The sequence below is a fragment of the Nesterenkonia xinjiangensis genome (assembly GCF_013410745.1).
Taxonomy (GTDB): domain Bacteria; phylum Actinomycetota; class Actinomycetes; order Actinomycetales; family Micrococcaceae; genus Nesterenkonia; species Nesterenkonia xinjiangensis.
On the sequence record NZ_JACCFY010000001.1, the window covers coordinates 2,559,517 to 2,572,062 of the forward strand.

Consider the following 12,546-nt stretch of genomic DNA (forward strand, 5'->3'; position numbering starts at 1 on the left):
TATCGTCGGGGAGCGGTGCGACGGGGTGTGCTGTGTCTCTGCTGCTGTGGTGTCTCCGCCTCCGCGGTGACTGCGGTCAGACGTCGGCGCCGCGTCGTCCGGCGATCGCCTGCCAGATGAAGGCGACGATCACGCCGCCGCCGATGGCGAACAGCCAGGTCGGGAGATCGAAGAACGCGTCATTCACGTTCACCCCGAAGATGGCGGAGGCGATGAACCCGCCGACCAGGGCGCCGAGCACGCCGGTGATCAGCGCTGCAATCCAGCCTCCCGGCTGCCTGCCGGGCAGGATCGCCCGTGCGATCGCCCCCGCGATGAGACCGAGGATGAGCCAACCGATGATACTCATGAGTTCCTCCTGATCAGGTTTCCGAGCCATGTGGCCGGTGATCACAGGATAGACCGGGAGATCCTGCAACAACAGCATTGTTCGCCCAGGTCAGGCCCCGGATTCCGGGGGCGGGCACAGGTGCCGCGTTCAATCCACGCAGGACGAGCCCCGGGCGCCGACACAGGGCGCCCGGGGCTCGTCGTGGTCGAGAGGGGTCAGCTCTCCCAGATCCGGCGCATCCAGGCCTCGACCTCGTCAGCGCCCCGCGGGAGCGCCGCCGAGAGGTTCTCCGCGCCGTCGGCGGTCACCAGGACGTCGTCCTCGATCCGCACCCCGATGCTGCGGTACTCCTCCGGCACGGCGAGGTCCTCGGCCTTGAAGTACAGGCCCGGCTCGATGGTGAACACCATGCCTTCCTCGAGCACGCCGTCCAGGTAGAGCTCACGCTTGGCCTGTGCGCAGTCGTGGACGTCGAGCCCCAGGTGATGGGAGGTGCCATGCGGCATCCACCGACGATGATGCTGACCCTCCTCGGAGAGGGCCTCCTCCAGGCCGACCGGCAGCAGACCCCAAGAGTCCAGGTGCTCGGCGAGCACACGGACCGCCGTCTGATGGATCTCTCGAAACCGGATGCCGGGGCGCACCACCTCGAAGGCGGCGTCGGCGGCCGCCAGCACAGCCTCATAGACCCGGCGCTGCACCGGGGTGAAACTGCCGCTGACCGGCAGGGTGCGCGTGATGTCGGCCGTGTAGAGGGAGTCCGCCTCCACTCCGGCGTCCAGCAGCAGCAGGTCGCCCTCGCGGACCTCGCCGGTGTTGCGGATCCAGTGCAGCACCGTGGCGTTGTTGCCGCTTGCCGCGATGGTGTCGTAGCCGAGATCGTTGCCCTCCATCCGGGCCCGGGCGAAGAACGCGCCCTCGACCACCCGCTCTCCGCGGGCGTGACCCACCGCGCGGGGAAGCGCGGCGACGACGTCGTGGAACCCGGCGATCGTGGAGTTCACCGATTCGCGCAGCTGTCCGACCTCCCAGTCGTCCTTGACCAGGCGCAGTGCCGAGAGCGACTCGGCCAGCTCGGCGTCGAGGGCGTCGGAGGCCTCCAGGTCCACACCGGTGTTGATGCGCGACGTGTCCACCAGCGCATCCACATTGAGGTCCACCTCGCGCAGCAGACGGATTCGGGTGCCGCCGATCTCCACCGCGCCGGCGTTCTTGGTCACGCCCACCTCGAGCTCGGAGATGTCTGCCGCGCGGATCCCCAGCCGCTGGCTGAACTCCTCCAGTCCCGGGCGGGGGCCGATCCAGAACTCGCCGTGGCGGGCGTCGGCGTAGAACTCCTCGCTGTCCCGGCCGGCCATGGGCTTGAAGTAGAGCGTGCACTCATGGTCGCCGCCGTCGTCCCCGGTGCCTTCGTCCACCGGCTCGAAGACCAGCGTCGCGTCCGGCTCGTGGTCCACGCCCAGGCCGGTGAGGTGGGCGAAGGCCGAGTGCGGGCGGAACCGGTAGTCAGTGTCGTTGGAGCGGACCTTCAGGGGGCCCGCCGGCAGCACCAGCCGCTCGCCGGGGTACGCCTCGGAGACGCGACGGCGGCGGAGGGCGGCGTGGTCGGCCACGGCGTCCCGCGGATGCTCGACCCTCTCTGCGGGCGCCCAGGAGGAGGCCATGAACTCCCGGAACGCCTCAGAGGTGGGGCGCTGGGAGCGGTTGGAGCCGCGGTCCTGCAGCGGCTGGGCGGCGGAGTCCTCCGCCGACGTCGGGGGCGCCGCGGCGGGCGCCTCGGATGAGGAAGCGTGATTCTGCGAACTGAGCATGGCCCCAGTCTTCCACCTTCGGGAGGCGGCTCCCAGGGGATGACGGTTACAGTGAGTCCATGGGCGTCGATCTCCACACGCATTCGTACTGCTCCGACGGTACGCAGTCGCCGGCAGACGTCGTGGCCAGCGCCCGTCGGGCGGGTCTCGACGGACTGGCGCTCACCGACCACGACACCACCGTCGGGTGGGCGGAGGCGATGCGCGCGGCCCAGGAGCACGAGATCCTGCTGATCCCGGGCATGGAGATCACCACACTGACCGATGATCGGATCAGCGTCCACATGCTCAGCTACCTCCATGACCCCCACCATGAGGGTCTGGCGCGCGCGATCCGCGACGCCCGTTCCGGTCGGATGGTCCGTGCCCGCCGCATGGCGGAGCGGCTGAGCATCGACTTTCCTCTGACCTGGGACGATGTGCTGAATCAGGTGGCCGACGGCGCCACGGTGGGCAGACCCCACCTGGCCGATGCGCTGGTCGCGGTGGGAGCGGTGGCCGACCGGCAGGAGGCCTTCGACCGCCTGCTGTTCAGGGGCTCGCCCTACTACGTCAGCCAGGAGAACATGCACCCGACGACGGCGATCCGTCTGGTCCGCGAGGCCGGGGGAGTTCCCGTGATCGCCCATTCGATGGCCTCCGGACGTGGACGCACGGTGTCCATGGAGCAGATGGAGGAGATGATCGACGTCGGCCTGGCCGGCGTCGAGGTCTGGCACCGGGACAACCCGGAGTCCGGTCGGCGGACGCTGCTGGAGCTGGCCCGCCGCCACGGACTGCTGGTGACCGGCTCCTCGGACTACCACGGGGCCGGCAAGCCGAACCTCATCGGGGAGAACACCACCGACCTGGACACGGTCGCCGAGCTGATGGATATGGCCTCCGGATCGCCAGCCTATGGGCGGGTGCAGGGGCTCTGAGGGAGTCCGGCTGTGCTGGTCGGCGGGGTTCCGTACACTGGGTGTCCATGACACAGGACGAGACCATCTCCACTCCGGCGCCGCAGCGGGCCAAGCGGATGCCGCGAGAGATGCGGCGACGCCAGCTGCTGGACTGTGCCCTGCAGGTCTTCGTGGCCAAGGGGTACCACAGCGCCTCGATGGACGACATCGCCGACGTCGCGCAGGTCTCCAAACCCGTGCTCTATCAACATTTCCCGGGCAAGCATGAGCTGTTCCTGGATCTGCTGGACTCCCACCTGGGCCAGCTGGAGCAGATGCTCACCCAGGCTCTGGGCTCCACGGAGGACAACAAGGAGCGCGTCTCGGCCACGATGACGGCGTTCTACGAGTTCATCTCCCGTGAGGATGAGGCCTATCGGCTGCTCTTCACCTCGGGGATGGACAATGACGAGGCCGTGCAGCCCCGCATGGACCGGTTCCATGACAACGTCGCCGTCGCCATCGCCGAGGTCATCGCCGACGACACCGGTCAGCCGATGGCCGAGGCCACGCTGCTGGGCCACGGGCTCATCGGCATGGTCACCTCGGCGGCCCGGCACTGGAGCAGACTCTCCGAGCGGCCGGACCTGGATGTCTCCTCGCAGCTGACCTCTCGTTTGGCTTGGCGCGGAATCTCGGGCTTCCCCAGGGAGCAGGACGGCGTCGTGCCGACACAGTAGGTAGTATCGGATCGGCACAGATCGCGCCGAGTCGAAGGAGTGGCATGGAAATTCGCATCGGAATCCAGAACGTCTCCCGCGAGATCGTCATCGAGACGGACGTCTCCGCGGAGGAGGTCGAGAAGTCGGTGGCCGACGCACTGGAGAACGCCAAGCCGCTGCTGACCCTCACGGACCGTCGTGAGAAGAAGATCGTGGTGCCGGTCGCCAGCATCGGATATGTGGAGATCGGCTCCGACACCAAACAGACTGTCGGCTTCGCCGCAGTCGCCGAATGAAAGTACCTATGACTGAAAAGACTGCTGAATCGGCCGAGGGCCTCGCGCAGGACGACGGCGGCGAGACCGCCGAGTCCGTCGTGACCTTCGCCGACTTCAACGTCCGCCCAGAGATCGTCGAGGCGCTCGCGGAGAAGGGGATCATCACACCGTTCCCCATCCAGGCCGAGACGCTGCCGATCGCCCTGGGCGGCTATGACATCATCGGGCAGGCCAAGACCGGCACGGGCAAGACCCTCGGTTTCGGAATCCCCGCTCTCCAGCGCGTCACCGCGCCGCAGGACCCCGGTTTCGACGAGCTGCCCGTCCCGGGTGCGCCGCAGGCGCTGGTCGTCGCGCCGACCCGTGAGCTGGCCGTGCAGGTCGCCTCGGACATCAAGGTCGCCGGCTCCACGCGCGGCGCCCGGGTGGCCACCATCTACGGCGGACGGGCCTACGAGCCGCAGATCGAGGAGCTGCAGCGCGGCGTCGAGATCGTCGTCGGCACCCCGGGTCGTCTCATCGACCTGCACCGCCAGCGGCACCTGAAGCTGAAGAACGTCCAGATCGTCGTGCTCGACGAGGCCGATGAGATGCTCGACCTGGGCTTCCTGCCCGACGTCGAGACCATCCTCGGCGCTCTGCCCCCGGTGCGTCAGACGATGCTGTTCTCGGCCACCATGCCGGGTCCGGTGGTGAGCATGGCTCGCCGCTACATGACCAAGCCGACCCACATCAGCGCGGCGGACCCCCTGGATGAGGGTGTGACCAAGAAGGACATCCGGCAGGTCGTCTACCGGGCGCACCACCTGGACAAGGACGAGGTCGTGGCCCGGATCCTGCAGGCCGAGGGCCGGGGGCGGACGATCGTCTTCACCCGGACCAAGCGCCAGGCCGACAGGCTCTCCACGGAGCTGATCTCTCGTGGCTTCGCCGCCGGCGCCATCCACGGCGACCTCGGTCAGGGCGCTCGCGAGCAGGCCCTGCGGGCGTTCCGCAATGAGAAGATCGACGTCCTGGTCGCCACCGACGTCGCCGCCCGGGGCATCGACGTCACCGACGTCACCCACGTCATCAATCTGACGGCACCGGATGACGAGAAGACCTACCTCCACCGCATCGGTCGCACCGGCCGGGCCGGGCAGAAGGGCACTGCGGTGACCTTCGTGGACTGGGAGGACGTCCCGCGCTGGAAGCTGATCAACCGGGCGCTGGACCTGGGCATCGATGACCCGGTGGAGACCTATTCCTCGTCACCGCACCTGTTCGCCGACCTGGACATTCCCAAGGGCACGAAGGGGCGGCTTCCGCGCCATAAGCGCTCCAAGACCAACCTGGACGACGAGACTCTCGAGGACCTCGGCGGGCCCTCTGCCGGCAAGGGCCGCGGCGGCTCCCGCGAGGGCCGCGACTCCCGTTCCGGCGGAGGCTCCCGTGAGGGCGCCCGTGAAGGCTCCCGCGGCGGTTCGCGCGGTGGTTCGCGCGGCGGCTCTCGGGGCGGCCGCGACCGTACGCGTCGTTCCTCCGATGGGGAGCGTCAGGAGTCCGGGGAGAAGCAGAACGGCACCACGGCCTCGGCCCAGAGCGAGGAGGCCTCGGGCGGGCAGCGGAGGCGCCGCCGCCGTCGTCGCACCGGCTCCGGCTCGAACTCGTCCTCCGGCGACTGAGCGCCCCCGGACCTGCGAGGACCCGAGGATGACCACCTTCGCCGTGGACGGGCCGTCGTTGGTGCTCGAGGGCGAGAACCTCGAACACCTGCGGCGGCTCCCCGACGGGGCCTTCGCGATGATCTACCTGGATCCGCCGTTCAACACCGGGCGGGCCCAACGGGCGGTCCGCACCACCACCGTCCGCCGTCAGGAGGGCACCGGTGGACGCGTCGGATTCGCCGGGCGCAGCTATGACACCTTTCGTGAGCTGCTGGCCCAGTATGACGACTCCTTCCCGGACTACTGGGAGTTTTTGGAGCCCCGCCTGCTCGAAGCCTGGCGGCTGCTCGATGAGACCGGGACCCTCTACCTGCACCTCGATTACCGCGAGGTCCACTACGCCAAGGTCATGTGCGATGTGATCTTCGGGCGGGACAGCTTCCTCAATGAGATCATCTGGGCCTATGACTACGGCGCCCGTACACGGAAGCGCTGGCCCACCAAGCACGAGACCATCCTGGTCTATGTGAAGGACCCCTCGAAGTACCACTTCGACTCCGAGGAGGTCGACCGCGAGCCCTACATGGCCCCCGGTCTCGTGACCCCGGAGAAGGCCGCCCGGGGCAAGCTGCCCACCGACGTCTGGTGGCACACGATCGTCTCCCCGACGGGCAGGGAGAAGACCGGTTACCCCACGCAGAAGCCCGTGGGCCTGGTCCGCCGCATGGTGCAGGCCTCCTCGCGCCCCGGCGACTGGGTGCTCGACTTCTTCGCCGGGTCCGGGACGCTCGGCGCGGCCGCCGTCGAGACCGACCGTCGGTTCGTCTGCATCGACTCCTCCGCGGAAGCCGTGGACGTCATGGCCTCGCGCCTCGAAGAGCACGCGGAGGTGCATCGGGCGCTGCGCGAGGACACTGTGGCAGATGCCGTCCTGGTCGGCGATGAGAGGGAGGCCCCGGCATCATGATCGAGTTCGACCAGGTGACCAAGACCTATCCGGACGGCACGACGGCGGTGCGCAGCTTCAGCCTGACCGTGCCCTCCCACACGACCACAGTGCTGCTGGGCTCCTCCGGCTGCGGCAAGACCACGCTGCTGCGCATGGTCAATCGGATGGTGGAGCCGACCTCCGGGGCGGTGCGCATCGACGGCCAGGACATCGCCGCCCGCCCACCGGTGCAGCTGCGGCGCAGCATCGGATACGTCATGCAGCATTCCGGGCTGATGCCGCACCGTCGGGTGCTGGACAACATCGCCACCGTGCCCCGGCTCAACGGGGTCTCCCGCGCGGAGGCGCATGGGCGCGCCAGGGACCTCATGGAGCTGGTGGATCTGTCTGCCGAGCTGGCGCAGCGTTTCCCGGGCCAGCTCTCCGGGGGGCAGCAGCAGAGGGTCGGTGTGGCGCGTGCGCTGGCCGATGACCCGAACATCCTGCTGATGGACGAGCCCTTCGGCGCGGTGGATCCTCTGGTGCGTGTGGAGCTTCAGGTGCAGCTGAAGCGGCTGCAGGAGGACCTGCGCAAGACGACCATCTTCGTCACCCATGACATCGACGAGGCGCTCACCCTGGGCGACCAGATCGTGGTGCTGCGCGCCGGGGGAGAAGTGGCGCAGGTCGGTTCTCCCCGCGAGCTCGTGGAGGACCCGGCCGACGCCTTCGTCTCGCGCTTCCTGGGTCTGGAGGAAGGCCGGCGTCGCCTCCATGCCTCACCCCGCGCCGACGGCGGGTGGACCGTCACCGACGGAGTCGGGCGGCCGGTGGGACTGATCGACGGAGCCGCTGGCGCCGAGAGCCTGGGTCATCTGCCCGGAGAGCACTGATGGAGTGGATCCTGGCGAACCTGCCACGCATCCTCGGCCTGACCGCGGACCACCTCCTGCTCAGTCTTCCTGCCGTGGCGGCCGCGTTCCTGATCTCCCTGCCGGTGGGGCGACTCGCCGATCGGCTCGGGCGGCTCCGTGAGCCGCTTCTCGGCTCGGTGGGGCTGCTCTACGCGATCCCGTCCCTGCCACTGTTCATCGTCCTGCCGATCCTGATCGGTACCGGCGTCCGTGACAGCCTGAACGTCATCGTCGCCCTCACCCTCTTCGGCCTGGCCCTGATGGCCCGTTCCTCCGCGGACGCCTTCGCCGCCGTCTCCGAGGACGTCCGGCTGGCCGCCACGGCGGTGGGCCACTCCCGGTGGGGCGGGTTCCTCACCGTGGAGCTTCCGCTGGCCGGGCCGGCGCTGCTCGCCGGGCTCCGGGTGGTGTCGGTGAGCACCATCAGCATGGTCAGCGTGTCCGCGGTGCTGGGGGTGACCAGCCTCGGATCGTTGTTCACCGACGGGTTTCAGCGCGGCATCGTGCCCTCGATCGTGGCGGGCATCGTGATGACGGTGCTGCTCGCCGTCGTCGTGGACCTGCTGCTGGTGGCGCTGGGTCGGTGGATCATGCCCTGGCAGCGCCCCCGGATCCGGGCAGGTGCGGCATGAACCAGCTCGTCGAAGCGCTCCACTGGGTGCTCAGCGCCGAAGCCTGGACCGGTCCCGGCGGGCTCGGGGCGCGCACGGCCGAACACCTCTGGTACACCCTGATCGCGGTCGGACTCTCGGTGCTGGTGGCTCTGCCGGCGGGCCTGATCATCGGCCATACGGGCCGGGGGCGTGCCGTGGCGGTGCTCTCCACCGGAGCCGCACGCGCGCTGCCCACTCTGGGGCTGATCACGCTGGCCGCACTGGCGGTGGGCATCGGACTCACAGCCCCGATGATCGCCTTCGTGGTGCTCGCGGTGCCCTCGATCATCGCAGGGGCATACTCCGGCGTGGAAGCAGTGGATCGGCGGGTGGTCGACGCGGCCCGCGCACAGGGGCTGAGTCCCTGGCAGGTGCTGACCACGGTCGAGGTGCCGCTGGGGCTGAGGATGATCCTCGGCGGCATTCGCCTGGCGACGCTCCAGGTCATCGCCACAGCCACGCTGGCCGCCTACGTGGGTGCCGGGGGCTTGGGGCGGCCGCTGTTCCTGGGCCTGCGCAACCATGACTATGCCATGATGCTGGGAGCGTCGCTCATGGTCATCGCCGTGGCGGTCCTGGTCGACGCCATGTTCGTCATCGCCCAGCGGACGCTCAGGAGGATCCCCGGGATCGTCTGAGCCTCAGGAGAGGATGGTCCCCGTGCCCTGCCCCATCAGTGAATCTTCCGGCCCCCGGGCCGTTCGTATGCGTCTCGCCCTCTCCCTGGGCGGCGTGGCCGCTCTCGGTCTGACCGCCTGTGCAGCGGATGATCCGCTGGCGGAGGGCGGGGGTGGCGACGACGGCGGGGGAGAAGGGGGCCCGATCGTCGTCGGCTCCCAGCAGTACTACTCGAACACGATCATCGCGGAGCTGTACGCCCAGCGCCTGGAGGCGGCCGGCCACGAGGTGGACCGGCAGTTCGACATCGGCCAGCGGGAGGTCTACATGCCGGAGCTGGAGGCCGGGGACATCGACGTCTTCCCCGAGTACGCCGGGAACCTGCTGCAGTATGTGGATCCGGAGTCGGAGGCCGCGGACCTGGAGAGCATCCTGAGCGGTCTCGAGGAGGGCCTGCCGGAGGGGATCACCGCGCTGGCGCCTGCCGAGGCCACCGATCAGGACAGCTTCGTGGTCACCGAGGATTTCGCCCAGGAGAACGGGCTCAGCAGCGTGGGGGATCTGGCCGGGGTCGAGGAGGAGCTGCGGATCGCGGCGAACTCCGAGTTCGAGACCCGTCCCTACGGGCCGGACGGCCTCCAGGAGGTCTACGGGGTGGAGGTCACCCTGGTGCCGGTGGAGGACTCCGGCGGGCCGTTGACCGTGCAGGCGCTGCTGGACGGGGACGTGCAGGTGGCCGACATCTACAGCGCCGATCCCGCCATCGAGGCCAATGACCTGGTCATGCTGGAGGACCCGGAGGATCTGGTGCTTCCCCAGAACATCGTCCCCCTGGTCTCGGAGGCCGTGGATGAGGAGGCGGCGGCGCTGATCGAGGAGGTCAACGCGGAGCTGACCCAGGAGGAGCTCAACGGACTCAACGCCGTCAGCGTCGATGACCAGGCCGCGGCCGCGGACGTCGCCACCCAGTGGCTCGAGGAGCAGGGGCTCGACGACGCCTGAGCACCTCCGCCTCTCATCGAGTGGGGGATCCAGTGCCGCTATGGCGCCGATGTCGCCTGAAAGCGGTAGCGAATCCCCCACTCGACGGGATCGGCAGCGCGTCCGCGGCTCCGTCGCGACCACCGCGCAATCCTGAATGAACACATGAACATAGATGACGGCATATGACGTCTTATCTTCTCCTGTGCCCTGACGTGCAGTAGCGTGGTGCTCACCACCGACCATCCAGAGCGGCCGAGAGATCTGGCTCCACGACGCCGCAGCAACCCGGGAGAGCCGGGTGCTCACGCCAGAACCGATGGAGGAGCATGAGCACCGATGTGTCTGCCGTGTCCACTCGCCGGCCGCAGAAGCGCCCGAACGGACAGTGGAAGATCGATGGCACCGAGCCGCTGAACCACAACGAAGAGTTCAAACAGGCCGACAACGGATTGAACGTCCGCGAGCGCATCGAGACGATCTACTCGAAGCAGGGCTTCGACTCCATCGACCAGGACGACCTGCGCGGCCGCTTCCGCTGGTGGGGTCTCTACACCCAGCGTCGCCCGGGAGTGCCGGCAGGCGCGCACAACTCGCTGCCGCCCGAAGAAGTGGATGACAAGTACTTCATGCTCCGGGTGCGCATAGACGGCGGCGCGCTGAGCACCGAGCAGCTGCGAGTCATCGGGGAGATCTCCCGGGAGTTCGCCCGGGACACCGCCGACGTCACCGACCGGCAGAACATCCAGCTGCACTGGGTCGGGGTGGAGGACGTCCCGGAGATCTGGCGCCGTCTCGAATCCGTCGGCCTGGGCACCACCGAGGCCTGCGGGGACACCCCGCGGGTGATCCTCGGTTCCCCTGTGGCCGGCATCGCCGCCGACGAGATCATCGATCCCACCCCGGTCATCCAGGAGATCGCACAGCTCTACATCGGAGACCCGGAGCTGGCGAACCTGCCGCGCAAGTACAAGTCGGCCATCACCGGCCACCCCTCCCAGGACGTCGTCCATGAGATCAACGACTTCGCGCTGGTCGGCGTCGTGCACCCCGACCACGGCCCCGGCTACGACCTGTGGGTCGGGGGCGGACTCTCCACCAATGCCCGGCTGGCCGAGCGGCTGGGGGTCTTCGTCCGGCAGGAGGAGGCCGCCGAGGTCTGGCACGCCGTCACCCAGACCTTCCGCGACTACGGTTTCCGTCGGCTGCGGAACAAGGCCCGGCTGAAGTTCCTGCTGGCCGAATGGGGTCCTGAGAAGTTCCGTCGGATCATCGAGGACGAGTACCTCGGCCGGCGTCTCACCGACGGCCCGGCGCCCGCCGCCCCGGACACCCCGGGAGACCACGTGGGCGTCCACCGGCAGAAGGACGGGAAGTTCTACATCGGGATCACCCCCACGGTGGGTCGGGTCTCCGGCACGCTGCTGGTCCAGCTGGCCGATCTGCTCGAGAAGCACGGCTCCCACCGGCTGCGCACCACCCCCCATCAGAAGCTGGTGGTCCTCGACATCCCGGAGGAGGAGGTCGAGGCCGCCTCCGCCGCGCTGGCTGACCTGGGGCTGGACCCCCGGCCGAGCGTCTTCCGCCGCTCCACCATCGCCTGCACCGGCATCGAGTTCTGCAAGCTGGCCATCGTGGAGACCAAGACCACCGCGGCTCGGACCATCGACGCCCTGGAGGAGCGCCTGGCCGACGTCGCCGACCAGATGCCGGTGCGGCTGACCCTGCACATCAACGGCTGCCCCAACTCCTGCGCCCGCATCCAGACCGCAGACATCGGGCTCAAGGGCCAGCTGCTGCCCGACGGCGACGGCGGCACGAGCCCGGGGTTCCAGGTCCATCTCGGCGGAGGCCTCACCTTCGTGGACCGTGACGAGGCTGGCCTGGGGCGCACCGTGCGCGGACTGAAGGTCACCGCCGAGGAGCTTGTCGACTATGTGGAGCTGCTGGTGCGCCGCTATCTCGCAGGACGCCAGACGGGCGAGACCTTCGCCCGATGGAGCCACCGCGTGGACGAGTCCGAGCTGCAGAAGGAGGTCGAGCCGGTATGACGGCCACGACTGACCCCCAGACCGGCCAGCAGCTGCGGGCGCTGGCCGCCGCCGGCGCCGAGGAGCTCGGCTGGAACGCCCCTGCCGAGCAGATCATCGGCTGGGTGGCTCGGAACGTCGCGACCGCCGACGTCGCCGTCGCCTGCTCCATGGCCGACGCGGTGCTGCCGGCGCTGGTCGCCGAGCAGCTGCCCGGGGTGGATGTGCTGTTCCTCGAGACCGGCTACCACTTCAGTGAGACCATCGCCGCCCGTGACGAGGTCGCCCGCCGGCTGGACGTCAACGTCGTCGACGTGACTCCGCGGCTGACCGTGGCGGAGCAGGACGTCGAGCACGGCAAGGACCTGTTCAGCCGGGACCCCGCTGCCTGCTGCCGGATGCGGAAGATGGAGCCCCTCGGGGAGGCGCTGAGCGGGTACAGGCTCTGGTTCACCGGAGTGCGCCGTGACGAGGCGCCCACCCGCGTGGACACCCCGCTGATCACCTTCGACGAGCTGCACGGGCTGATCAAGGTCAATCCGGTCGCCGCCTGGACCTTCGACGACCTCGTCGACCACTCGAACCGTCACGACCTCCCGGTGAACCTGCTGCTGCAGAACGGCTACCCCTCCATCGGCTGCCGTCCCTGCACCCGCCCGGTCGCCGCGGGCGAGGACCCCCGAGCCGGCCGCTGGGCCGGCAGCGGGAAGGTCGAATGCGGCATCCACACCACCACCGCCACAGGAGCCTGAG

Annotated in this window: 13 protein-coding genes and 1 riboswitch; of the genes, 11 read left to right on the plus strand and 2 right to left on the minus strand. The window is 69.1% G+C overall.

Annotation, left to right across the window (positions count from 1 at the left end):
- Positions 1–76 precede the first annotated feature (76 nt).
- Together HNR09_RS11540 and HNR09_RS11545 are read right to left on the minus strand one after the other, a co-directional pair.
- Positions 77–349, minus strand: coding sequence for a GlsB/YeaQ/YmgE family stress response membrane protein (locus tag HNR09_RS11540; RefSeq protein WP_179542174.1), 273 nt, complete (start codon positions 347–349; stop codon positions 77–79).
- 197 nt (positions 350–546) lie between these two features.
- Entirely contained in the window at positions 547–2,142 is a 1,596-nt protein-coding gene (locus HNR09_RS11545) for an aminopeptidase P family protein (protein ID WP_179542175.1), read from the minus strand.
- A gap of 59 nt (positions 2,143–2,201) precedes the next feature.
- Here HNR09_RS11545 and HNR09_RS11550 point away from each other — a divergent pair, with 59 nt between their 5' ends.
- The 11 genes from HNR09_RS11550 to HNR09_RS11600 all read left to right on the plus strand — a co-directional run bounded on the left by HNR09_RS11550 (position 2,202) and on the right by HNR09_RS11600 (position 12,545).
- Positions 2,202–3,062 carry a PHP domain-containing protein gene (locus tag HNR09_RS11550; protein WP_179542176.1) on the plus strand — a complete coding sequence of 287 codons (861 nt, stop codon included), beginning with the start codon at positions 2,202–2,204 and terminating at the stop codon, positions 3,060–3,062.
- A 47-nt stretch (positions 3,063–3,109) separates the two neighbouring features.
- Entirely contained in the window at positions 3,110–3,763 is a 654-nt protein-coding gene (locus HNR09_RS11555; RefSeq protein WP_179542177.1) for a TetR/AcrR family transcriptional regulator, read from the plus strand.
- A 44-nt stretch (positions 3,764–3,807) separates the two neighbouring features.
- Positions 3,808–4,041 carry a DUF3107 domain-containing protein gene (locus tag HNR09_RS11560; protein ID WP_179542178.1) on the plus strand — a complete coding sequence of 78 codons (234 nt, stop codon included), beginning with the start codon at positions 3,808–3,810 and terminating at the stop codon, positions 4,039–4,041.
- Positions 4,042–4,049: 8 nt separating this feature from the next.
- Complete coding sequence (locus HNR09_RS11565; protein ID WP_179542179.1) at positions 4,050–5,687, plus strand: DEAD/DEAH box helicase; 1,638 nt, start codon at positions 4,050–4,052, stop codon at positions 5,685–5,687.
- Positions 5,688–5,715: 28 nt separating this feature from the next.
- Entirely contained in the window at positions 5,716–6,636 is a 921-nt protein-coding gene (locus tag HNR09_RS11570; RefSeq protein ID WP_179542180.1) for a DNA-methyltransferase, read from the plus strand.
- Positions 6,633–7,490 carry an ABC transporter ATP-binding protein gene (locus HNR09_RS11575; protein ID WP_179542181.1) on the plus strand — a complete coding sequence of 286 codons (858 nt, stop codon included), beginning with the start codon at positions 6,633–6,635 and terminating at the stop codon, positions 7,488–7,490. The genes HNR09_RS11570 and HNR09_RS11575 overlap by 4 nt, the downstream gene beginning before the upstream one ends.
- Positions 7,490–8,143 (plus strand): ABC transporter permease, encoded by a 654-nt coding sequence (locus HNR09_RS11580; RefSeq protein WP_179542182.1) that lies wholly within the window; start codon positions 7,490–7,492, stop codon positions 8,141–8,143. The genes HNR09_RS11575 and HNR09_RS11580 overlap by 1 nt, the downstream gene beginning before the upstream one ends.
- Positions 8,140–8,802 carry an ABC transporter permease gene (locus tag HNR09_RS11585; protein WP_179542183.1) on the plus strand — a complete coding sequence of 221 codons (663 nt, stop codon included), beginning with the start codon at positions 8,140–8,142 and terminating at the stop codon, positions 8,800–8,802. The genes HNR09_RS11580 and HNR09_RS11585 overlap by 4 nt, the downstream gene beginning before the upstream one ends.
- A 67-nt stretch (positions 8,803–8,869) precedes the next feature.
- On the plus strand, positions 8,870–9,784 hold the full coding sequence (locus tag HNR09_RS11590) for an ABC transporter substrate-binding protein (RefSeq protein ID WP_179542184.1): 915 nt from the start codon (positions 8,870–8,872) through the stop codon (positions 9,782–9,784).
- A gap of 218 nt (positions 9,785–10,002) precedes the next feature.
- A riboswitch (SAM riboswitch) is annotated at positions 10,003–10,089 on the plus strand.
- Positions 10,090–10,092: 3 nt separating this feature from the next.
- Positions 10,093–11,814: a nitrite/sulfite reductase gene (locus HNR09_RS11595; RefSeq protein ID WP_179542185.1), complete on the plus strand. Its 1,722-nt coding sequence runs from the start codon at positions 10,093–10,095 to the stop codon at positions 11,812–11,814.
- Positions 11,811–12,545, plus strand: coding sequence for a phosphoadenylyl-sulfate reductase (locus tag HNR09_RS11600; protein ID WP_218881928.1), 735 nt, complete (start codon positions 11,811–11,813; stop codon positions 12,543–12,545). The genes HNR09_RS11595 and HNR09_RS11600 overlap by 4 nt, the downstream gene beginning before the upstream one ends.
- Position 12,546: the final 1 nt, after the last annotated feature.